This window comes from Cytobacillus sp. BC1816 (genome assembly GCF_051353635.1).
In the GTDB taxonomy this organism is placed as follows: Bacteria; Bacillota; Bacilli; order Bacillales; family Cytobacillaceae; genus Cytobacillus; species Cytobacillus oceanisediminis_C.
Genome location: NZ_CP195611.1, coordinates 3241938 through 3264158, shown reverse-complemented (window position 1 = coordinate 3264158; position 22221 = coordinate 3241938). Strand labels below are relative to the sequence as shown.

At 41.6% G+C, this 22221-nt stretch carries 21 protein-coding genes; 19 read left to right on the top strand and 2 right to left on the bottom strand.

Annotated elements, in window-relative coordinates; translation table 11 throughout:
* Nucleotides 1-116: 116 nt before the first annotated feature.
* The 4 genes from phnD (at nt 117) to ACR42H_RS16475 (ending at nt 3784) form a co-directional block, all read left to right on the top strand.
* Nucleotides 117-1151 carry a phosphate/phosphite/phosphonate ABC transporter substrate-binding protein gene (gene phnD / locus ACR42H_RS16490; protein WP_436371955.1) on the top strand — a complete coding sequence of 345 codons (1035 nt, stop codon included), beginning with the start codon at nt 117-119 and terminating at the stop codon, nt 1149-1151.
* Between the two features lie 212 nt (nt 1152-1363).
* The gene (gene phnC / locus ACR42H_RS16485) at nt 1364-2152 is read left to right on the top strand and encodes a phosphonate ABC transporter ATP-binding protein (RefSeq protein WP_436371953.1); all 789 of its coding nucleotides are present in this window, start codon (nt 1364-1366) and stop codon (nt 2150-2152) included.
* On the top strand, nt 2142-2927 hold the full coding sequence (locus tag ACR42H_RS16480) for a PhnE/PtxC family ABC transporter permease (protein WP_113881563.1): 786 nt from the start codon (nt 2142-2144) through the stop codon (nt 2925-2927). The genes phnC and ACR42H_RS16480 overlap by 11 nt, the downstream gene beginning before the upstream one ends.
* Complete coding sequence (locus tag ACR42H_RS16475) at nt 2927-3784, top strand: PhnE/PtxC family ABC transporter permease (protein WP_436371950.1); 858 nt, start codon at nt 2927-2929, stop codon at nt 3782-3784. Before ACR42H_RS16480 ends, ACR42H_RS16475 begins: the two co-directional genes overlap by 1 nt.
* Nucleotides 3785-4100: 316 nt before the next feature.
* On the opposite strand, the gene ACR42H_RS16470 is transcribed toward ACR42H_RS16475, so the two are convergent.
* Nucleotides 4101-4604: a spore coat protein gene (locus ACR42H_RS16470; RefSeq protein ID WP_436371948.1), complete on the bottom strand. Its 504-nt coding sequence runs from the start codon at nt 4602-4604 to the stop codon at nt 4101-4103.
* 441 nt (nt 4605-5045) lie between these two features.
* Between ACR42H_RS16470 and ACR42H_RS16465 the strand changes: the two genes are divergently transcribed.
* The 11 genes from ACR42H_RS16465 to ACR42H_RS16415 all read left to right on the top strand — a co-directional run bounded on the left by ACR42H_RS16465 (nt 5046) and on the right by ACR42H_RS16415 (nt 16748).
* Nucleotides 5046-6626, top strand: a complete 1581-nt coding sequence (locus ACR42H_RS16465) for a glutathione ABC transporter substrate-binding protein (protein ID WP_113881566.1) — start codon at nt 5046-5048, stop codon at nt 6624-6626.
* A gap of 74 nt (nt 6627-6700) precedes the next feature.
* On the top strand, nt 6701-7624 hold the full coding sequence (nikB, locus tag ACR42H_RS16460; protein ID WP_113881567.1) for a nickel ABC transporter permease: 924 nt from the start codon (nt 6701-6703) through the stop codon (nt 7622-7624).
* A gap of 12 nt (nt 7625-7636) precedes the next feature.
* Nucleotides 7637-8533: an ABC transporter permease gene (locus ACR42H_RS16455; RefSeq protein ID WP_113881568.1), complete on the top strand. Its 897-nt coding sequence runs from the start codon at nt 7637-7639 to the stop codon at nt 8531-8533.
* Nucleotides 8534-8548: 15 nt separating this feature from the next.
* On the top strand, nt 8549-9538 hold the full coding sequence (locus tag ACR42H_RS16450) for an ABC transporter ATP-binding protein (RefSeq protein WP_113881569.1): 990 nt from the start codon (nt 8549-8551) through the stop codon (nt 9536-9538).
* A complete protein-coding gene (locus ACR42H_RS16445) occupies nt 9531-10499 on the top strand; it encodes an ABC transporter ATP-binding protein (protein WP_436376974.1) in 969 nt (322 codons plus the stop codon). Before ACR42H_RS16450 ends, ACR42H_RS16445 begins: the two co-directional genes overlap by 8 nt.
* Nucleotides 10500-10730: 231 nt before the next feature.
* Nucleotides 10731-11639 carry a sugar phosphate isomerase/epimerase family protein gene (locus tag ACR42H_RS16440; RefSeq protein ID WP_113881570.1) on the top strand — a complete coding sequence of 303 codons (909 nt, stop codon included), beginning with the start codon at nt 10731-10733 and terminating at the stop codon, nt 11637-11639.
* A 5-nt stretch (nt 11640-11644) separates the two neighbouring features.
* On the top strand, nt 11645-12706 hold the full coding sequence (locus tag ACR42H_RS16435; protein ID WP_113881571.1) for a Gfo/Idh/MocA family protein: 1062 nt from the start codon (nt 11645-11647) through the stop codon (nt 12704-12706).
* Nucleotide 12707: 1 nt separating this feature from the next.
* Nucleotides 12708-13595, top strand: a complete 888-nt coding sequence (locus ACR42H_RS16430; RefSeq protein ID WP_436371944.1) for a sugar phosphate isomerase/epimerase family protein — start codon at nt 12708-12710, stop codon at nt 13593-13595.
* 232 nt (nt 13596-13827) lie between these two features.
* Nucleotides 13828-14982, top strand: coding sequence for an ROK family transcriptional regulator (locus tag ACR42H_RS16425; protein ID WP_436371942.1), 1155 nt, complete (start codon nt 13828-13830; stop codon nt 14980-14982).
* Between the two features lie 15 nt (nt 14983-14997).
* Complete coding sequence (locus ACR42H_RS16420; protein ID WP_436371940.1) at nt 14998-16014, top strand: asparaginase; 1017 nt, start codon at nt 14998-15000, stop codon at nt 16012-16014.
* A 47-nt stretch (nt 16015-16061) separates the two neighbouring features.
* Entirely contained in the window at nt 16062-16748 is a 687-nt protein-coding gene (locus tag ACR42H_RS16415; protein WP_436371938.1) for a copper homeostasis protein CutC, read from the top strand.
* Nucleotides 16749-16900: 152 nt separating this feature from the next.
* Here the strand turns inward: ACR42H_RS16415 and ACR42H_RS16410 are convergent, their stop codons facing one another.
* Nucleotides 16901-17689 (bottom strand): HAD family hydrolase, encoded by a 789-nt coding sequence (locus ACR42H_RS16410; RefSeq protein WP_436371936.1) that lies wholly within the window; start codon nt 17687-17689, stop codon nt 16901-16903.
* Between the two features lie 269 nt (nt 17690-17958).
* Here ACR42H_RS16410 and ACR42H_RS16405 point away from each other — a divergent pair, with 269 nt between their 5' ends.
* The 4 genes from ACR42H_RS16405 (at nt 17959) to ACR42H_RS16390 (ending at nt 22085) form a co-directional block, all read left to right on the top strand.
* Nucleotides 17959-18576, top strand: a complete 618-nt coding sequence (locus ACR42H_RS16405; RefSeq protein ID WP_113881577.1) for a GNAT family N-acetyltransferase — start codon at nt 17959-17961, stop codon at nt 18574-18576.
* Between the two features lie 475 nt (nt 18577-19051).
* Entirely contained in the window at nt 19052-19360 is a 309-nt protein-coding gene (locus ACR42H_RS16400) for a hypothetical protein (RefSeq protein WP_436371933.1), read from the top strand.
* A 223-nt stretch (nt 19361-19583) separates the two neighbouring features.
* Nucleotides 19584-19745, top strand: a complete 162-nt coding sequence (locus ACR42H_RS16395; RefSeq protein ID WP_243856114.1) for a hypothetical protein — start codon at nt 19584-19586, stop codon at nt 19743-19745.
* Between the two features lie 435 nt (nt 19746-20180).
* Nucleotides 20181-22085: an endonuclease MutS2 gene (locus ACR42H_RS16390; RefSeq protein ID WP_436371928.1), complete on the top strand. Its 1905-nt coding sequence runs from the start codon at nt 20181-20183 to the stop codon at nt 22083-22085.
* The last annotated feature ends 136 nt before the right edge of the window (nt 22086-22221 follow it).

The following is a 22221-nucleotide window of genomic DNA, read 5'->3' as shown; positions in this document are numbered from 1 at the left end:
TCTTTACCAATGCTTAACCATTTCTCATAGTGCCTTATCAGTAGATTAACATTCTTTCGCTATAGTTAGGTCAATGGTATTATAAAAACTTTTCCAAATAAGAGAGGGGAAAAATCATGAAGAAAATGGCGTTATTTCTGCTTTCTATGGCTATGACAGTGTTATTTACAGGCTGTTCGTTTACTGCAAACTCAGAAAAGGACGATACACTGACGATCGCTTGGCTTCCAAACGAATCAGGTGCTGATTTAACCGAAGCCCGTGACGAAATTGGAAAATTAATAGAAGAGAAAACAGGCAAGACAGTAGAACATCAAACAACGACTGATTATATTGTGGCAATTGAAGCGATTGCAAACGGCAATGCAGATATGGCGTTCCTTGGTGCACAAGGATACATAGAAGCCCATAACAAAAATGAAAAGGTCCTTCCGCTGGTTGTTCCAAGCGGCGAGTCAGGCACTCTGGAGGATGCTGTATATTACAGCTGGCTGGCTGTTCAGAAGGAAAATGCGGATGAATACAAAAATGGCGGGGAGTTTGCCATAGACAATATTCAAGGAAAGAGATTCTCCTTTGTTTCGAACAGTTCCACATCAGGATTCAAGGTTCCATCTACAGGCATTACTGATTATTTCAGCACGAAAGAAGAGTTTAAGAGTTTGACAGCTGAGGATTTACTTGAGGGCGGAGAGGACAAGTTCTTCAGTGAAGTATTATTCGGCGGCTCTCACCAGGGTTCTGCTGTCAATCTATTAAGCGGCAAAGCGGACGTGGCGGCATTCTGTGATACATGTGTGAACAATTATGTAGAACTGGCAGTGGGTGAAGCGAACAAGCAAGGCGCAGTGTATAAAGTGAAAGATGATGCTGCTGAGCCATTGAACACGGTTGCCGGAAAAGAATTCAGCTTAATCTCAGTAACACCTGTTTTAAATGCACCATTTGTTATCAATTCCGGTACTTTGAGCGAAGAAGACCAAACACAGCTGCGAGAAATCATGACTTCCGATGAAGTGGCAAGTAACGAAAAAATCTTCGTTCCGGAGGAATCCGAATTTTCCGGATTATTCAGCAAAAAGTCAGGAAATGAGCGTCTGGTTGAAGTAGAAGATGAGTGGTTCAACCCGATCCGCGAGCTTGCAAAATAAAGGTAAGCATTCATCAGTGGGGGCTTTCATTCCCCGCTGATGACTTTAATTTATTTGCATAGAATAGAAAATTATTTGCGTATAGTCCTAATTTATTTGCGGATAAAATTATAATTTGCTAACAGTCCAGATTTATTTGCAGTTAGAACAGAGTGATGAAATCTTCTGCCCATTAAAGCGGGATAAAACAATTGGATAGGAGGGGTTAACTCATGACAGCATTATTGGAAGTTAATCACCTTACAAAGCAATTTGGCAAAGATTCGAAAGCATTAACTGATGTAAGCTTCTCAGTCCAGGAAGGGGAGTTCGTTTCCATTATCGGCCCATCTGGAGCAGGGAAATCAACTCTCCTCCGCTGCCTCAACCGCATGATTGATGCTACTGGCGGAGAAATCCGCTTCCAGGATCTCCATATAATGGACCTGAAGAAAAAAGAATTAAAGCAGGTCCGCACCAAAATTGGCATGATCTTTCAGCACTATAACTTAGTGAATCGATTATCGGTAATCGAAAACACGCTGCACGGAATATTGGGAACCAAATCAACACTGGCTGGCGTTATTGGATATTACAGCAAAGAGGAAAAGCAGCAGGCAGCCCAGATTTTGAATGTGCTTGGCCTGAACGAAATGATTTATAAGCGCGCAGACCAATTAAGCGGCGGGCAAAAACAGCGGGTTGGCATTGCCCGTGCGCTTATCCAAAATCCGCGGATGCTTTTATGCGACGAGCCCATTGCGTCCCTTGATCCTAATTCGGCAAAAGTGATTATGGACTATTTAAAGAAGGTTACAGCAACAATGGGCATTACCGTTATTGTGAATCTTCATCAGGTAGATGTAGCCATCAAGTATTCGGACAGAATCATCGGCATTAACAAGGGGCAGGTTGTGTATAACGGTTCGGCTAAAGACCTGACTTCAGAAGACATTCAGCGAATATATGGATCGGAAGCAGAAGATTTAATCTTTGACATTGGAGGCATACATGCAGGCTGATATCTTTGCTAAGAAAAAACGAAACACACTTGCCTTCCTATTACTCCTTGGTGCCGTTACGATCCTTGCCATGATCATTACTGAGTACAATGCATTAAAGGGCTTTGCTTCAATCCCGAAAGCCATTCAATGGGGAATGGCAAACTTCTATCCAACCGCAGAATCCTTAGAAAAGCTGCCAGTTATTCTTGAAAAGCTGCAGGAAACACTCCTGGTTTCGATTGCAGCTACGACAGCAGCTGCTGTGTTCGCCCTGTTATTTTCCATTTTCGGTTCGAATACAACAAGGGTAAATGCCTTTTTTGGAGCGATTACAAGAGGAATTGCCACTGTCTTTCGAAACATCGATGTTGCCGCATGGGCGCTGATTTTGCTGTTTTCATTTGGACAGAGCGCGTTAACAGGCTATTTTGCTTTGTTTTTTGGGTCATTTGGATTCTTGACCAGAGCTTTTACCGAAACAATTGATGAAGTGAGCGGGGGTTCTGTGGAGGCTTTAAAAGCGACAGGCGCAGGCTACTTTTCCATCATCTTTCAATCGGTAATTCCATCAAGCATTCCGCAATTAATCAGCTGGATTTTGTTCATGATCGAAACGAATATCCGAAGTGCCACATTAATTGGACTGCTGACAGGATCTGGAATCGGATTTACATTCAACTTATACTATAAAAGTTTGGCTTATGACACAGCAAGTCTGGTTGTTGTTGTCATCATTGCTGCTATCCTTTTGATCGAATATGCATCCAATTATGTAAGGAAGGTGATATTGTAATGGAGGTGAAGGAACAGCTGAGTAATGTAACGGCACCAGCCGGTCATCTGCTTGGCAAAAGAATGCCGGCTAAGCCTTTGAACAAAGCGGCCATAGTAACGAGATTAACCCTCTTTATTCTGGCTGCGCTGACAGTCTATGCATTTTACAGCTTTGATTATAAGGAACTGGACTTTATGGATGCGCTTCTCGGCACATTCGCCAATTTAAAAACCATATTCCTTGAACCGCACTTAAAGCATTTCTCCTTTGGACATGCCCTTTATCAAGTCATGGTCACACTTGGGCTGGCTTTCCTGACAACCTTATTTGGCGCCATAATTGCAGTCCTATTCGGATTGCTGGCCGCTGAGAACCTGTCTTCGAAAAGGGTTTCAATAGTCATTAAAAGCATGGTAGCCTTTATTAGAGCCGTGCCGACCGTCCTGTGGGTGCTGATCTTCGCGGTTGCAGCCGGTCTTGGAAGTACAGCTGCAGTTATTGGAATGACCTTCCACTCGATCGGTTATCTGATCAAAGCCTATTCGGAGTCCTTTGAAGAATTGGACAGGGGAGTGATTGAAGCCCTGCAGGCCAGCGGAGCCAATTGGTGGCAAATTGTCTTTCAGGCGGTTATCCCATCTTCCATCACTTATATGATTTCCTGGACATTTCTCCGCTTTGAAATTAACTTTGCGGTAGCCGTTGCCATGGGAGCAGCAGCAGGAGCCGGCGGTATCGGATTTGACATGTTCATGGCAAGCAGCTTTTACCTGGATATGAGGGAAATCGGTGCTATTACTTATTTTATTCTGGCCGTTGCGATTACCCTTGAAGTCTTTGCTGCCAGGATTAAGAGAAAGCTGAATACAGCTTAGTGTATAAATAAATAAGGCAGAATCTGACCAGGTGCTGATATACCTGGTCTATTATTTTGTGAGAAGAATTTCTGTGATTATCAAATTTAATGTTTTCAATGGATTTGAGGGAAAGGGACGATTAACCAGGCAACAAGTATGAAATGATAGATCCTAGTGGCAAGTTGACATGATCTTGTTGAAATTAACAGGGGCCAAAAATCTAAAGAACTTGAATTTGGGATATTCTTGCGATATGCTCATTCATCAGGTGACCCAGGGATTGTCAAAAAGAATCAGATATCCTTAAGTTCATATTGGAATCTGATTTAATGCGTTAAATAGGCTCAGAAAGAGCTTTATTTGCAAGGTTAACATCGTTAATAAGTAATTTGTTTAAATTGTAAGAAGGATAAAAGCCTCTTTTATACATATACTGGTAAATTTTCGCGTGTAAATCAATTGCTCCCATAAGATGTTTAGTTAATACAATTCTTACTGAATCCGTTGCTGTTTCGGTAATGGCTATTGCATAATTCCTGACCGAAGTTTTGGACAGGCCTAATAAATCCCCTGAATAAAATGGCAGTTTATCCACTCTATCCCCATCAAATTGATCCGATCTTGGAGCCATGGGATAAAACTGAAGAAGCACGCTGATATTTTTGCTTAGGGCATTAATGGACTGCCTGTATATTTCCTTTAATTCCGGGTCAGTTATTTCCCGGTATGCTTTTTTTAGTTTCATACGTCCAATAGGTTGAAAAGCGACTAATTCATGGATTTCCAATGTTTCGTGCCAAGCGAGATGCTGTGGGGGACGGCTATAGCTTTGTTCCATTTTTTAACCTCCAGAATTGAATTTATATAACTGTATTCAAAAATGGATCTGGGACTTTGTCTATTGGATTTTAATTTCCCGCTTGAATAAGGTCGGTATTTCTCTGCATTGTAACGGAATTAAATAAAAAGAAAGAGTAGAGATACAGTATATAAAAATAAAAAATATAAAATTTTCAGAATTTAATATTGAAATTACGAGATTATCATTCTATAATAAATTTAATTATTTTCATCACTGGAGAAAATAATATGTAAAATAAACTAAAATACGCTAAAATACATATTTTTTTGCATATTTATTAACTTGGTGAAAATAATTATCTGAAGATTTAAGTTGCAGCTTTGTTATCTGGCCTGTTTAGAACCAGCACTTCTTAAATCTTTTGAATGAACTTCCAAGAAAAACAAAAAAACAAAATTGTTCGAGGGGGAAAGCAATTTGAGAAGGGTAAACGTGTGGAAAACGCTATTTGTTGTTTTGATTTCCTTGGTACTGATGGCTGGCTGCTCCAGCAAAGAAAGCGGAACGGATGAGAAGGAAAGCTCCGGAAGCTCTTCAAGCCCGAAAGAAGAGGAATTAGTGATTGCGGTAAATGAAAACTTTATATCCATGGACCCGCATAATACGGGCGATACGAATTCAAATTCCGTTCAGACAGCCATGTTAGAGGGACTGCTGGGATCGGATGAAGAAGGGCAAATCATTCCGCAGTTGGCTGAGGAATACAGTGTCAGTGATAATGCACTGGAATATTCATTCAAACTGCGTCAGGGTGTTACCTTCCATGATGGAGAGCCGTTCAATGCAGAGGCGGTTAAAACCAGCTTTGAAAGGATTATGAAGGATGAAAGCCTCCGATTGAATAGCCGCGGATTTAATCTTATTACCAGCATTGATGTGATTGATGATTATCAGATTAAAGTCACATTAAAAGAACCATATGCAGGGATGCTGACAAGATTTGTCTCCGCTAAAATCCTAAGCCCGAAGCTGATCAATGATTCTTCTAATGATATCGGCAAAACACCAGTTGGCACCGGTCCATTCAAGTTTGTGGAATGGGTTCAGGGGGACCATTTAACAGTTGAAAGATTCGATGATTATTGGAATAAGGCTGATCGTGTGAAAAAGATTACGTACAAACCTGTTCCTGAAAATGGCTCTCGTGTAGCTATGCTTAAAACAGGCGAAGCACATGTGATCTATCCGGCGCCAGTGCAAAACTTGAAGGAATTGGAGAGCAATTCAGACGTAGAAATTCATAAAATTCCTTCCACGATTGCCCGATATGTATCCATCAATACAATGAAAGAGCCGTATGATGACGTCCGCATCCGTCAGGCCATAAACTATGCAGTGAATAAAGAGGCATTTATAAGTGTCGTAAATTCCGGCTACGGCTTGCCGCTGGACTCGATTATTCCAAGCAAAACCCAGTTTTACTCCAAACAGGAAACCTATGATCACAACATTGAGAAAGCAAAAGAATTAATGAAAGAGGCTGGATTTGAAGATGGCTTCAATGCTGAAATTTGGGGTAACACCAATTCCGACACATTGAAGGGAATGCAGTTTATCCAGCAGCAGTTAAAAGAAATTGGCATTACGGTTGAGATTAAATCAATGGAAGAAGGCACATTGTCAGATGAAATTTATGGAGCTCAGACACCAGAAGAGGCAAAGGTGCAAATGTGGTATGTCAGCTGGTCTGCGTATCCATCCGATACCACCAATGCAACGAAGCCATTGTTCAGCAGCAGCTCATTCCCGCCGGATGGAGCCAATACTGCATACTACAAAAATGATGATGTAGATAAGTGGATAACAGAGGTAAATCAAACAGCAGATCCTGACAAGCAGGCAGAGATCTACAGCAATATTCAATCAGCTATCTACAAAGATGCACCTTGGATTTTCCTTGGGGTAGATGAGATTCTGGCTGGTTCAAGGTCCAATGTAGAGGGCGTCTTCATTTCTCCAACAGGCGGAATTAATGTGACAGACGCGAATCTTAAGTAAGAGCAAGGCAATCAGAAGAGGCAAAGGCTGATTATACCCAATGCCTCTTCCTTTCTAAGAAAGGGGTTTTCATTTTGCTTCAATATATCTTGAAGAGAATCCTGGAAATGATCCCAATCCTATTTATTGTTTCAATATTAATCTTTTTCTTCACGCATTTAATCCCTGGAGATCCTGCCAGATTAGTTGCCGGAAAAGATGCAACTCTTGAAGAGGTCAATATCATCAGGGCGGAACTGGGACTCGATCAGCCAATTTGGGATCAATACATTACATACATGAGCAATTTGTTTCAAGGAGATTTGGGGACTTCCTTAAAGACAGGTCTTCCGGTTTCAGAGATGTTTGCAGACCGCTTTATGCCCTCCATCTATTTAACGTTCATGAGTATGGGCTGGGCGTTGGTGCTTGGATTGTTAATTGGCACACTGTCTGCGGTATTCAAAAATAAATGGCCGGATTATTTTGGGATGGTCACGGCTGTATCAGGAATTTCCATGCCGGGATTCTGGCTTGGTTTGATTCTTATCCAGATTTTTTCTGTCCAGCTGGGGTGGTTTCCAACCGGGGGGGCCGAGAGCTGGAAAAGCTATATATTGCCTTCCATCACTTTGGGCGCAGGCATCATGTCCATGCTAGCCAGGTTTACCCGGTCATCATTGCTTGAAACATTAAGAGCAGATTTTATTCGGACGGGAAGAGCGAAAGGACTTAAGGAATCTGTAGTCATTCCAAAGCATGCATTGAGAAACTCTTTAATTCCTGTAGTCACTATTGCCGGGCTGCAGTTTGGATTCCTGCTGGGCGGATCGGTCGTCGTGGAGACTGTTTTTAGCTTTCCGGGGATGGGGCGATTGCTGATTGATTCCATTGCCTTCAGGGACTATCCTGTCATCCAGGCTGAGCTTTTGCTCTTCTCCATTGAATTTATTCTCGTTAATTTAATAGTAGACATCATGTACAGTATGCTGAATCCGAAAATACGCTACGTTACCTAAAGGAGGGGAATCATGGAAATAATAAAAGAAGTAAATGCCTATACCCCAGTGATTCCAAAGAAAAAATACTCACCTGTTAAAGAATTCTTTAAGAATTGGAAAAAGCAAAAACTGGCATTTGGGGCAAGCATTTTTATACTGCTGCTAATCATCGTCGCCATCATTGGGCCCTATATTGCACCCTATGATCCGTATGAGCCCGATTATAATACGACGCTGCAGGGTCCCAGCAATGAACATTGGGCAGGCACAGATGAATACGGACGCGATATTTTCAGCCGGCTTCTCGTGGGTGCGAGAATTTCGCTTGGTGTCAGTTTTCTGGCTGTTTTTTTGGGAGCGGCTGGAGGTATCATTCTTGGACTAATGAGCGGTTATTTTGGCGGCTGGCTGGATCGTCTTATCATGAGGGGCAGTGATGTCATGTTTGCGTTTCCGGATCTGCTGCTGGCAATCGCCATTGTGGCCATTTTAGGACCGGGATTAACGAATGTGGTAATTGCGGTATCCATTTTCAGCATCCCATCTTTTGCAAGACTGGTAAGGGGCTCGACATTGGAGGGAAAGGAAACTGTCTTTGTGGAAGCGGCGAAATCTATGGGAGCCTCGCACCGGAGGATTATGTTCAAGCACATTTTTCCTGAAACTCTTGGAAGCCTAATCGTATTTATTACGATGAGAATTGGAACGGCAATCTTAGCGGCCTCCAGTTTGAGTTTTTTGGGTCTCGGTGCCAGTCCTGAAACACCGGATTGGGGTGCTATGCTCAGCCTTGGCCGTGATTATTTAGGAACTGCTTCCCATGTTGTCATGATGCCGGGATTAGCAATCTTTTTGACAGTGCTTGCTTTCAATCTTGTCGGAGATGGGCTACGGGATGTCCTGGACCCTAAAACGAAGAATGAGTAAGGGAGATTGAAAAAAATGGAGAAGCTATTGCAGGTTAACCAGCTGGAGACGCAATTTACAAAGGATAAGCAAAAGCTGAAAATTTTGCGGGGTGTCAGTTTTCATATCAATAAAGGAGAGGTACTCGGGCTCGTAGGGGAATCCGGCTGCGGCAAAAGTTTAACCTCCCTATCGATCATGAAATTATTTAAAGGCACAAGCGGAGAAATATCAGGCGGAAGCATTTCCTTTAAAGGCGAGGATCTTACTCATAAAACAGAGCGGGAAATGAGAAAGATCCGCGGAAAACAAATGGCCATGATTTTTCAGGAGCCGATGACTTCATTAAATCCCGTAATGAAAATAGGAGAACAGCTGCTTGAGCCCATCCGGCTGCATCTTGCCTTAAACGAAAAACAGGCGAAGGAGCATGTGATTTTTATTTTAAAGAAAGTTGGGATTCCCCGTGCGGAGGAAATCGTTTATGAATTTCCACATCAGCTCTCCGGGGGGATGCGGCAAAGGATTATGATTGCCATGGCCATGTCCTGCAATCCTCAGCTTTTAATAGCCGATGAGCCAACGACTGCATTGGATGTAACCATTCAGGCGCAGATATTGGAATTGATGAAACAGCTGCAGCGGGAGGAAGGCATGTCCGTTCTATTAATTACGCATGATCTCGGTGTAGTGGCGGAAATGTGTGACCGGGTAGCCGTCATGTATGCAGGCCGAGTAGTAGAGGAAGCGAATGTATTCGATTTATTTGAAAGCCCTCAGCATCCTTATACGAAAGGACTGATAGGATCTGTTCCAAAAATCGGGCAGAGAAAGGATAAATTGACATCGATTAAAGGGAATGTGCCCGATCCCGGCAATATGCCAAAGGGCTGCAAATTTGCACCAAGATGCAATGAGGCCATGGCTATTTGTTTAGAGGAAGAGCCGCATGCCACTGATTTGGGTAATGGGAGAATGTGCAGCTGCTGGATGATTGAAGAAGGGAGGAAGAATGTATATGCCTGAGACACTGCTGAAAATAAATGGGCTGAAAAAGTCATTCACGCTTCCGGGTGGCATGTTTTCCAAAAAGAGATCATTAAAGGCAGTTCATGATGTGTCCTTTGGCATCGAGCAAGGAACTACATACAGTCTGGTTGGAGAAAGCGGGTGCGGCAAGTCAACAACAGGACGGCTGATCTCAAGACTGCTGACTCCCAGCCACGGTGAAATCTGGATTGATGGCGAAGAAATTTCACAAAAGAAAGAATCACAGCTGAAATTGGTAAGGAAAAAGGTGCAGATGATCTTTCAGGACCCCTATGCATCTCTCAATCCAAGAATGAAAGTAAGAGAGATTATTGCTGAACCTCTTGTGATTCATACGAAAAGATCAAAAGCTGAGCGAAATCATCTAGTGTCAGAAATGCTCGAAGTTGTAGGACTGACAGAACATCATGCAGACCGGTATGCTCATGAATTCAGCGGCGGCCAGCGCCAGCGGATCGGCATAGCCAGGGCTCTGATTATGAAGCCTAAGCTCATTATAGCTGATGAACCCGTATCCGCTCTTGATGTTTCCATTCAATCTCAAATCCTGAACTTATTAAAGGATTTACAGACTGAATTTAATCTTACCTATCTATTTATTTCTCATGATTTAAGTGTAGTCGAACATATCAGCGATAACATCGGGGTCATGTATCTTGGCACCATCGTCGAATCAGGCCCGAAGGATGTCATCTTCTCAAATCCGCAGCATCCTTATACAAAAGCACTGTTATCTTCTGTTCCAGTCCCGGATCCGAGGCTGAGAAGAGAGCGGATTGTCCTGCAGGGAGACTTGCCGAGTCCGGTTAACCCTCCTTCCGGGTGCCGCTTTCATACGAGGTGTCCTGCCTGCATGGATATTTGCAGAACAGTGGAACCAGAGGTGAAAAAAGGGCTGGCTGATGATCATTTTGTTGCATGTCATTTAATGGATTAGCCAAATGTGCTGATCCAATGAGATTTTTCCAAAGGATTTTTCGCTCTGCAGGATTTTATCGGTCACTTTGCTCTGTTTAACGGTCGACTTCTAATTATAACGTTCAGTTTTCGGAGATATCGGTCAGAATTTAATTTTATCGGTCACATTTTTAATATATCGGTCACTTTGCTTAATATCAGCATTGCTGCAAATTCACTATAAAAATACTGGAAATAGGAGAGGATTTTCATGAAGGTTGGACTTAGCACGTACAGTTTAGTAAGAGAATTAAGAGATGGCAATATGACGGTTCTGGATGTGATTGACTGGATTGCCGAAAATGGCGGGGAGCATATGGAAATTGTCCCTTATGGTTTTTCGGTTGTGGATAATGCAGAGCTGGCACATCAAATTAAGAAGAGAGCAGAAGCTGCAGGGATTGAACTTTCTGCCTACTCCCTTCCGGCCAATTTTGTTCAGCCGACACAGGAAGCATTCGAACAAGAAGTGGAGAGGCTGAAAGAGCATGTGGATATCGTTAATCTCATGGGCATTAAGATTATGCGCCATGATGTAACAGCATTTCAGCTGAAGCCGGAAGAAATGACGATTCACTACTTTGAAGAGCATTTTGATAAGTTAGTAGAAGGAAGCCGTCAAATCGCAGATTATGCAGCGCAGTACGGCATTACGACAACTATTGAAAACCACGGATTCAATGTCCAATCGAGCGACCGTGTACAGCGGGTCATTCATGCGGTGGACCGTCCTAACTTCAAAACAACTCTCGATGTCGGCAACTTCCTTTGCATTGATGAGGATCCGCTCGTTGGGGTAAAAAAGAATCTAAAATACGCAGCAACGGTTCATTTAAAAGATTTCTATATTCGCCCATATTTTGAAAATCCGGGTGATGGAGTATGGTTCAGAACGGTAAATGAAAACTATTTGCGCGGAGCCATCGTGGGCCACGGAGATTTAAATATACGCGAGATTATTAGATTGATAAAAGGCTCCGGTTTTGACGGTTATTTGACAGTGGAATTTGAAGGCATGGAAGATTGCAGGACTGGTTCCAAAATTGGCATGGATAATGTAAGAAGGTTATGGAACGAAGTGCAGGCAGTGAATGATTCTAAGCCGGTTTTGAAAGGGTGAAGAAAGTGGAACCTTTAAGAGTATGTATTATAGGAGCCGGATCCATATCTGATATGCACTTCAAATCCTTTGCCAGCAATTCTGATGCTGTTCTGTACGGAGTTTTTGATTATTCTGCGGAAAGAGCGGAAGCGAAAGCGCTGGAGTATGGAATCAGCCATGTATATAGGAATATAGAAGAAGTGTATAGTGACCCGAATGTCGATGCAGTAAGCATTTGCACCTGGAATAATAGCCATGCCGAAATATCTGTTGGGGCACTAAACGCTGGAAAACATGTTCTGGTAGAAAAGCCTTTGGCCATGAATGTGGAAGAAGCGTTAAAAGTGGAAGCAGCTGAAAGGAATAGCGGGAAAACTCTGCAGGTAGGTTTCGTCCGGAGGTTTGCTACAAATACAAAAGTGCTGAAAGCTTTTGTTGACAACGGAACTTTAGGCGACATTTACTATGCTAAAGCATCATGCCTGCGCCGTCTGGGAAATCCCGGCGGCTGGTTTGCAGACAAGGATCGGTCAGGGGGAGGTCCCTTAATAGACCTTGGTGTCCATGTCATCGATGTGTGCTGGTACCTTATGGGCCGCCCTAAAGTAAAGTCGATTTCCGGAAATGTGTACAGCAAGCTGGGGAACAGAGGGAATGTCGAGAATTTACGTTTTTATAAAGCGGCAGATTATCATAAAGACCGGAATACAGTAGAAGATTTAGCAAATGCCCTTATTACGTTTGAGAACGGTGCCTCTTTATTTGTGGATGTATCCTATACACTTCATGCGAAACAAGATGAAATTGGAGTCAAATTATATGGCACCAAAGGCGGCGCAGAACTGGAGCCTGAATTGGCCATTATTAGTGAAGAAAACAACACTATCCTTAATATTCACCCGCAAATGGATCATTTAACCTTTGATTTTGCCAATGCTTTTCAGAATCAGATCGATTCCTTTGTTTCAAGCTGCATAACAGGAACAAATCCATTAGCGCCTGTTGAAGATGGGGTGGAAATGATGAAAATCCTCGCTGGCATTTATGAAGCGGCTGATAAGAAAAGTGAGGTGACATTTGCTTAAAATGAAGACTGTTAAACTCTCAAATAAAATTGGTGTCATGGTGGATAGTCTGCGGCTGCCTCTTTACGAAGGACTTAAACTCTGCAAGGATATGGGGGCTGATGGTGTACAAATATATGCAGTTGAAGGAGAAATGGCTCCTGAAAATATAGATCAGAATTCCCGTAAAAACCTAAAGGGCTATTTGGATTCCATCGGCCTGGAAATTTCCGCCCTTTGCGGTGACCTTGGGGGGCATGGGTTTCAGGATGCTGTGCAAAATCCAATTAAGATCGAAAAATCAAAACGCATTTTGGATCTCGCTGCAGAGTTGGGGACAAATATTGTGACGACGCATATTGGCATTATTCCTGAAGAGCAGGACAGCCCCATATTTGAAGCGATGCAGGCTGCATGTGAAGAACTCGCTGTTTACGCTAGAAGCATGAATGCCTACTTTGCCATTGAGACAGGTCCTGAACCATCCGCCAGGCTCAAAAACTTTCTGGATACCTTGAGCACTAACGGGGTATCAGTTAATTTTGATCCAGCGAATATGGTGATGGTAACCGGAGATGACCCGGCAGAAGGTGTAAGGCTCCTAAAGGACTATATTGTCCATACACATGTGAAGGATGGAAAGAGGCTGAAGCCTGCTGATCCTCGTGATGTATACGGGTTCCTTGGATATGGCGGCGGCACAGACCATGAAAAAATGGCAGAAATGGTTGCTTCAGGTGAGTATTTTAGGGAGCTGCCGCTCGGAAAGGGAGATGTGGATTTCGAGGCTTATTTCAATGCTTTAAACGAAATTAACTTTCAAGGGTACTTAACCATTGAAAGAGAAGTAAATCAAAATCCAATCAGTGATATTTCGGAAGCGGTAGAATTTATCAAAAGCTTTAGGTAAATGGATTCATACTTTGAACAAAGTGTATAATGAGATAGGGATTTCCAACGTAAGCTTCCAAAAGGGATAAGTGAGATTTCTCTTTTGGAAGCTTACCGAACTTGCACAGAAAAGTGATTAAGTTTTAAAGGATGATGTTGGTTTTTCCAATGAAGGCGAGAGTCAACACGATTCTTTAAATGCACCTTCAGAGTTGGAAGTCTAAATCTGCAGGCATAAAGAAGGTAGGATAATGGAGAAACACGATCAGCTACTAATGAAAAGACAAAATAAAAATCTTGTTCTTGATATTTTAAAGACAAAGTCTCCTATATCAAGGATTGATATTGCAAAAATGACGGGGATGAGCCCGACTTCCATAACACGAATTGTTACTGAGCTTCAGCTGCAGGGCTACCTAAGGGAAACTGAGGCAGTTGCAACAGGAGTAGGGAGAAAAGCAACCCTGCTGGAAGTTCGCGGTGATGTGCTTTATACAGTTGGCATTGAAATTGACAAATCCCTGCTGAAAGTTGGAATTGTCAATTATATTGGAGAAATGGTTTCATTACATAAGAGTAAAAGAAATGAATCAGAGAGTTATAGGGAAACACTTCATAAAATAAATGCTGTGATTCAAAAGATCATGACTGAGAACGAGATTCCTGCCAATAAAATAATGGGCCTGGCAGTCGGTTTACCTGGATATATTGATTATAAAAACGGAATTGTAAAGGTATCGGATCAGTTAAAGTGGAAAGATGCAAGCCTGGCTGAGGATCTTCAAATGCTTACCTCTTTTAATGTCATAGTTGATAATGAATTAAAAATGAAGATTGTGGCAGAGAGCTTTACAGGCAAAGCAAAGGACTCACAAAATTCCATATTAATAGGCATTGGTTCAGGAATTGGCTCTTCTATCATGCTTAATGGAGACATTTACAGAGGGGAAACCAATAATGCAGGGGAAATCGGGCATACCGTGATTGATCCTACAGGCAATGTATGCAATTGCGGCAAAATAGGCTGTCTCGCAACCTATATTTCTGAAGGGGCGATCCTTGCTGACAGCAGGAAAGTGAAGGAAATTTCTTCTATAGAAGATGTGTTCCAATCCTACCGGGACCGGGAGCCCTGGGCTCTAAATATTATGGATAGAGCCTCCACTTATATTGCATTGGCCATCAGCAACCTCCTCTGTCTGTATAATCCTGAAGTCATTATCTTGAGCGGCAATACGATTGAGAAACTGCCTGAAATGAAGCAAGCCATTGAACAAAAATGCGAGTTATATATATGGGAGCCATTGAAGCAATCGGTCAGAATCGTATATTCGGAATTGAGTGATACCGGAGTTGTTCTTGGGGCGGCTATACAGGCCCAAAATCTTATGCTGGAGCTTGAGTAGAAGGAGAGAACTGAATTGAAATTTACTGCATTAGTAGAGGAAGTCAGGGGAGGGATCGTTGAGAATATTCATACCGGGATTATATGCGGTGTGGACGATCAATTAGAATCCTTTTATCAGGTTGGGGATGAAGAGCATTACACATACTTTCGCTCTGCATCTAAGCCAATCCAGGCACTGCCGGTGTTTCTGACTGACATAATTGATAAGTACGGATTAACAGAGCAGGAAGCAGCATTGTTCACAGCTTCCCATCGAGGAGAACCTTACCATATTAAAGCTCTGGAATCCATGTTAGCAAAACTCCCTGTAAAGGAAGAAGAACTTTATTGCCCTGCTTCTTATCCTTTAAATATACAGCCAAGAGAAGAGATGATCAGGCAAGGGATTCAGAAAAGGAAGCTTTATCACAATTGCGCAGGCAAACATATGGGATTTATTACTGTATGCCGTGAATGGGGATTTCCAGTGGAGGGATACTGGAAAGAAGACCATCCTTTGCAAAAGCATATCCTGGATATTCTTTCTCATTTATCGGGTATTCCTGTCTCTAAAATTCATATTGGTGTTGATGGCTGCGGGGCGCCCGTTTTTGCCATTCCTTTAAAGAGGATGTCAGAAGTATACCTGAAGCTGGCTTGTCCCGATCTGATTCAAGATCCTCAGCTGCAGCAGGCAGTTTTTAAAATGACGTCCATTATGAATAACCAGTTTAATATGGTGGCATCACAGCATTTTATCTGTTCGATTTTATTGGAAGACAGTAATATTGTTGCTAAAGGCGGAGCCCAGGGTGTGTATTGCTTCGGACTAAAAAAAGAACGGGCTGGATTTGCCCTAAAAGTGTTAAATGGATCTGAGGACGTCTGGCCAAACATTGTAGCATCTATTCTTGAACAAATACACTATAACAATCAAGAAACCATAAAAAAGCTGAGAAACCTAAGGCCTTCCATTATTCGAAATGATGCTGGAATGGAAGTAGGATCTATACAGGAAATATTCCAGTCCGAGAAATTGCCTTTAAATTAATTAAGTCCAAACTAATGGGAGAGCACGATTAAAGGAGATACATGAACATGTTAATAGAAGTAATCGCAGATACCCTAAGTGATGCGCTAATTGCAGAGGAAGCCGGCGCAGGCAGAATTGAACTGGTAACCGGGCTCGCAGAGGGCGGTCTGACACCAGGCTATGGCGTCATTGAAAGAGTGTGCAAGGAGTTAAAGATTCCCGTGAATGTAATGATCCGTCCGCACAGCCGCGGGTTTTGCTATTCGGAAGAAGACATTGACATTATGATTCAGGATATTAAAATATGCAATAAATTAGGAGCGGCAGGTGTAGTGCTTGGCGTTCTTACACCTGACCAGCAAGTACATAACGATCATTTAAAGATGCTAATCAATGCAGCAGATGGAATGGATATTACTTACCATCGCGCCTTTGATGAGGCCAATGATCAATTTGCAGCTTTGGAAAGTCTAAAGCAGTATCCGCAAATTTCGAGGATCCTTACTTCCGGCGGCAGGAGAAGTGCTGCAGATGCAGCAGAAAGACTAAAGAGCCTGCATGATCTTACAGCAAATAGTCATCTAAAAATCATGGCGGGTGCTGGTCTTTCAATTGAAAATATCAGTGCGTTTTTAGATGAGGTGCCAGTCACTGAAGTTCATTTTGGTACAGGAGTCCGTGTGAAATCCAGCTATGAGCATGCGATTGATCCAGAGAGGGTGCTAAAGGTAAAGAATATAATCGGTGCATAATGTGAAAGGGGCTTTAACGGAATGCAGCCTGCTAAGTAATGCGGTATTGTGTGAGCGAGTTATTATCACATACTAACCTAAGAATATTGCTATTAAAAAAGACAGGTAAATCACCTGTCTTTTTATATTACGAAAATACCTATAAAAATACATTAAATCGCATAAGATTTAAGAAGATAACGTTCAATAAACTCAGCTAATCCATCATTTTCGTGGTGCCCTGTAACAAAATCAGCTGCGGCTTTAACCAGCTCGCCAGCGTTCCCCATTGCCACACCCGTACCGGCATGACGAAGCATTTCTATATCATTGGGTCCGTCTCCAATGGCTGCGACTTCATTTGGGCTGATCCCAAGTTCGTTAAGTAAGCTTTTGATGGCAGCCCATTTGGAAACATCGGGAGCAACCAGCTCAAACCCGTCATTCCAATCGATGACTGCTGCTTCCGTTTTAAACAAAGCGGATGTTTCTTGGCTTGGAGAACCTGTTCGAACACTATATTTAAGAACATCCTGATAAGCTGCCTGTCTTAAATCTCCGATATACTGCGGCGGAATTTGCCCAACTTTAGTCCAATAATCGATTTCTTCATTTGTTTCCTTACAATATAGCCCAGTAGATGTATGGATCATAACATTACATGGACTTTCTGCTGTCAGATGGTGGAAACGTTCCTCGTTCAATCGCACGGTTTTTATTTGCGTAGCTCTTCCTGTCTCCGCATCGTGAATAGAAGCACCATTCAAACAGATCATCGGAGTTTGTAATCCAATTTCTTTATGGTAGGGAGCGGTTACTTCATAGTGCCGGCCAGTGGCTAGAAACACCATGACTCCCTGATCTATGAGCCGATAAATGGCTTCCATGTTTCGGCGGGAAATGCAGTTTGAGGCTTTCAGGAGTGTACCATCCATATCAATAAATACTGCACGCATATTCATTTATATTGCCTCCTCATTTGGTGATAAACCAATCATATACTCTGAATATTAAACCCATGTAAATTCAGAGTATAGATTAGATGTTTTTTTGAAGCAGAAGAGCTTATCCAAATAACAGGGTATTAGTTTAAGAGGAAAATATCGGGCTTTAGATTAAGGTAAGATTTTTATTGTGCCATTAAAGGGCTCTTTCCTGCGCAGAGCGGGAAAGTAGCAGATCCTTATAAATCGAGCAGCTGAAACATCCACAAAGAATAGAGGGGTAGACTATGAATATTATTCGTGCTAATGAAGCAAAAGGAAAGATAAGAAATGAGATGAGTGTCATTTTTGTAGACGGCTTTTATCAATGGCTGAATTATTTTTCAAAGGATAAAGCTAAACTTTACAGGACATTTGCCCATATGTTTAATACTGAGGTCTTTTATACGGCTGCAGCTGACAATCATATTGCGTCTATAGCCGCCTGTACAAACAATACACCTGCAGTAAGATTAAAATATAGTGAATTTAGAAAGCATCTTGGTTTAATCATGGGAAGTATTGCTTATATCATTCTCAAAAAAGAATTTGAGAAAAAGCAATACCCCTTTCAAATATCTGAAAATATGGGTGCAATAGAGTTTGTGGCAACATCGGTTAATTATAGAGGACAGGGTGTGGCGGCAGAACTGCTAAAATCGATAATGGATTCAGCTTCATATGACGAATATGTTCTAGAGGTAGCAGATACCAATACAAATGCCATCAAGCTTTATGAAAAACTGGGCTTTGCAGAGTTTATGCGTATACCTCAAAAGCATAGTGAAAGAAGTGGTGTCAATCATCTTGTCTATATGAAGCATGTGAAGAAGAAAGAAGTTGAGTCGCTGGGACCTATCCTCTGATGTGATGGCTAAATGGATGAGCTGACCCTGATGCTGTATAGTTGATTTGAACCATTTATCTAAAAATAGGTTATTTCCACGAAAAAGAAGCTTAATAGAGGTAAAAGTAGAGACATCCATTGGATGAAATTCGATTAAATATATTTCTAAGAAGGAGATTATCATCAATGGCATCTGTTTCAATGAAGAGAAACTGTATCGGATTCAGATTACTAAACCATGCCAGGTAATAGGCATACTCGATAATGTTTTTGGAGGGTTTTATCCTTTTTTAGATGATATGAAAGCCCAAAACTGGGGGGTGATCCCGGTAGGCTGTGAAGGATGGATAATCAAAAAATGGGGACGAACATACTTTTGGCCTGATGAAAACCAGAATGGAATAGAAAAATTCATACCTGCTTACCAGCCATTTGTGTTAATTCCCTACCATAAAATAAAAGACTCTTACAATAAAATGAGCTAATGGGCGCTAATGCTTAATAGGATCATAAAAAATGAAGGAGCGGCGGTTATAGTGATTAATGGCTGGATTCTTATCCTTATTATCTTGCTGATTATAATCCTTTGTCTTTACTTTATTACCAGACATAAAAAACAAGCGGTTCAGGTATTTACTTTAGAAAGTTTTTTAAATGCACATCACTGGAATGAGAGTGCAGATACAAATAAAAATATACTGGATTCTATTAAAGAATTTTTTGATGAAGCCGATCATGCTGGGAACGGCGATGAGAGTAATCCAGGAGACAGCGATGATGGAGGAGACGATGGGGGAGAATGAGTGCCAGCAGTTTACCCGGAAAAAACTTAGACCATGAGTTCCAAGGTCCCCATTTGTGAAGGGCTTTTGGTCATGCTATTTGAAAAAGCTATGTTATTTTTTCATGAACTTTCTTAAAAGAAGGTTAATGTATGTAAAAAAATGGATTATGACCTTCTATTTCCGTTCGGATTCTTCTATGATTACTACTGTAACAAATATAGCAGCCAAGGAGGAATTGGAAATGAAAAAATGGTTATTAGCTATGATGGCAGCTTTAATGATTACAGGTGTGGCTACAGGCTGCAGCAATGAAGATGATACTGACGAGACTAACACAGAAGAAACTGAAGATACGGGAACAGAAGAAGGTACTGAAGAAGGAACTGAAGAGGAAACTGAGTAAAGATTCAAATTCAAAGAAAGTGCGCCTTTTGGGGAAGGTGCACTTTCTTTTTTTTTAAATACGCAAATATTTCCATATGCAGTTTGACGAGACTGGCAGTTCCGTGCTACATTAATTTCATAATACAAAAAGGTGTGGTGAAGTATGTCGGTAGTAGGTGTCAACTAATTGTTATTAGTTGAATAAGGTGTTTATTTTCTGGTTTTAGCCAGGTTATTAAGAATGCCTTTTTTCAAACATAACTTGTTTGAATACCTACTATAAGACTGCTTCCATTTCTATATTTTCGTGTAGCTTTAGACATTAAGCCTGCTTTAGGGTTTAGTTTGTTTATGCCTGTTCGAAATAGTACGCCCGCGGAAGCTTTCTGCCCAATTCAAATTGGCGGTGGGGAAGGCTTTTGCGGGCTATTTTATTTGGAATGAGGCAGAGAATATGAATAAAATGACTTTTGAAAAATTACAATACCATGAATTGAAGAATAAAGTGAAACAGCATTGCGTCAGCAGTTTAGGGAAAGAATTAATCGACCGGTTACAGCCGAGCACGAATATGAAAGCCGTCCGCAATCGCTTAAATGAAACAAGCGAGGCCAGAAGGCTGCTGGACGCCGAAAAGCATCTGCCATTAACCGGCATTTCCAATATCACAAGCCATATTGAAAAATTGGAAAAAGGCATCATATTAACTCCATCAGAGTTAAATGCTGTATCAGATTTTTTAAGAGGCTGCAGGAAAATCAAAAAGTTTATGGCTGATAAAGAATTTTTTGCGCCAGTCCTGTACACTTATGCGCTATCTATGACTGAATTTAGAAATATTGAAGAAGAGATCTTATATGCGATTAAGGGAAACATGGTTGACTCTGGTGCCAGCAAAGAGCTCAAACGAATCAGAAATCACATGGCGAAAACAGAAGGGAAAATCGAAGAACGATTGAATAAGTTTTTGCGCAGCGGAGCAAATAAGGAGTACATTCAAGAATTCTATATCAGCAAAAAGGATGACCGTTTTACGATTCCGATTAAAGCATCCTTTAAAAATCAGGTAGCCGGAACAGTAATCGAAACATCCTCAAAAGGGTCGACTGTTTTCATAGAGCCTGATGCAGTTTCAAAGCTCAATGTTGAATTGGCAATGCTAAAATCGGAGGAGTCGGTAGAGGAATATCAAATATTAGCCACGCTTTCCGGAGCGATTCTTGAATCCATTCATGAGATCCGAATCAATATTGAATGCATTAGCCAGTACGACATGATTTTTGCGAAAGCGAAGTACAGCAAAAGTACGGACGCCATTGAACCGGAGATTAATAATCATGGATATATCAAATTAGTAAGCAGCAAGCACCCATTATTAGAAGGAAACATTGTCCCGCTGGATTTTGAAATCGGGAAAGATTATAGAAGCTTAGTCATAACAGGCCCAAATGCGGGCGGGAAAACCGTCGTATTAAAGACAATCGGAATCCTTACGCTGGCTGTCATGTCAGGGTTTCATATTATGGCGAAACCGGGAAGTGAAATCGCCATCTTTGATCATGTATATGTTGATATTGGCGATAATCAAAGCATAGAGAACGCCCTAAGCACGTTTTCTTCCCATATGAAGAACATTTCAGAGATCATGAGTGCTTCCACCAATAATACGCTGCTTTTATTCGATGAGATCGGCAGCGGAACAGAGCCGAATGAAGGTGCCGCTTTAGCTATTGCCATTCTAGAAGAGTTTTATCATATGGGATGCATAACGGTTGCCACTACTCACTACGGTGAGATTAAACGTTATTCTGAAATGCATGATGATTTTATGAATGCTGCCATGTTATTCGACAGTTCGGAATTGAAACCGATGTATAAGCTCTTAGTAGGTGAATCAGGAGAGAGCAATGCGCTTTGGATTTCCAGAAAGATGAATATCCGCGAACCTGTCCTGAAGCGTGCACAAATGTATATTGAAAACAAGGATTATAATATGCAAGCAGTAAGAGAGAACAAAATAAAGAAGCCAGTAATTGAAGTGAAGCAGATCATAGAAGAATATCATTTTGAAGTCGGTGACCGGGTAAAATGGATCAGCCAGGATGATTATGCCATTGTCTATGAGCCAATAGATAAATTTAATAACATCAAGCTGTTTTATAAAGATGAAATAGTGGAAGTAAACAGCAAGCGGGTTGAATTAGACATTAAAGCAAGCGAGCTTTATCCAGAAGGCTATGATATGAATACCTTATTTACCGGTTACCATGACCGGAAGCTGCAGCATGATCTGGAGAGAGGATCGAAAAAGGCGCTAAGAAAAGTTCAAAAGGAGATTAGAAATAGAAAGCAGGAATAATTGTATGTAGGCGATCCTCCATTTATGGAGAGATCGCTTTTTCTTCCTTTCTTAACGAATACTGGCCAATAATCTGACCGACTAATTTGGTAATCTGTCGCCGAAAAAACAGAGGTTTCGCTCATGGCTTTGGAAT

Bases quoted from the DNA above. Each gene is read 5' to 3' on its own strand.
- phnD (WP_436371955.1), top strand. From the start codon at position 117: ATGAAGAAAATGGCGTTATTTCTGCTTTCTATGGCTATGACAGTGTTA.
- phnC (WP_436371953.1), top strand. From the start codon at position 1,364: ATGACAGCATTATTGGAAGTTAATCACCTTACAAAGCAATTTGGCAAA.
- ACR42H_RS16480 (WP_113881563.1), top strand. From the start codon at position 2,142: ATGCAGGCTGATATCTTTGCTAAGAAAAAACGAAACACACTTGCCTTC.
- ACR42H_RS16475 (WP_436371950.1), top strand. From the start codon at position 2,927: ATGGAGGTGAAGGAACAGCTGAGTAATGTAACGGCACCAGCCGGTCAT.
- ACR42H_RS16470 (WP_436371948.1), bottom strand. From the start codon at position 4,604: ATGGAACAAAGCTATAGCCGTCCCCCACAGCATCTCGCTTGGCACGAA.
- ACR42H_RS16455 (WP_113881568.1), top strand. From the start codon at position 7,637: ATGGAAATAATAAAAGAAGTAAATGCCTATACCCCAGTGATTCCAAAG.
- ACR42H_RS16450 (WP_113881569.1), top strand. From the start codon at position 8,549: ATGGAGAAGCTATTGCAGGTTAACCAGCTGGAGACGCAATTTACAAAG.
- ACR42H_RS16445 (WP_436376974.1), top strand. From the start codon at position 9,531: ATGCCTGAGACACTGCTGAAAATAAATGGGCTGAAAAAGTCATTCACG.
- ACR42H_RS16440 (WP_113881570.1), top strand. From the start codon at position 10,731: ATGAAGGTTGGACTTAGCACGTACAGTTTAGTAAGAGAATTAAGAGAT.
- ACR42H_RS16430 (WP_436371944.1), top strand. From the start codon at position 12,708: ATGAAGACTGTTAAACTCTCAAATAAAATTGGTGTCATGGTGGATAGT.
- ACR42H_RS16425 (WP_436371942.1), top strand. From the start codon at position 13,828: ATGGAGAAACACGATCAGCTACTAATGAAAAGACAAAATAAAAATCTT.
- ACR42H_RS16415 (WP_436371938.1), top strand. From the start codon at position 16,062: ATGTTAATAGAAGTAATCGCAGATACCCTAAGTGATGCGCTAATTGCA.
- ACR42H_RS16410 (WP_436371936.1), bottom strand. From the start codon at position 17,689: ATGAATATGCGTGCAGTATTTATTGATATGGATGGTACACTCCTGAAA.
- ACR42H_RS16405 (WP_113881577.1), top strand. From the start codon at position 17,959: ATGAATATTATTCGTGCTAATGAAGCAAAAGGAAAGATAAGAAATGAG.
- ACR42H_RS16400 (WP_436371933.1), top strand. From the start codon at position 19,052: ATGCTTAATAGGATCATAAAAAATGAAGGAGCGGCGGTTATAGTGATT.
- ACR42H_RS16395 (WP_243856114.1), top strand. From the start codon at position 19,584: ATGAAAAAATGGTTATTAGCTATGATGGCAGCTTTAATGATTACAGGT.
- ACR42H_RS16390 (WP_436371928.1), top strand. From the start codon at position 20,181: ATGAATAAAATGACTTTTGAAAAATTACAATACCATGAATTGAAGAAT.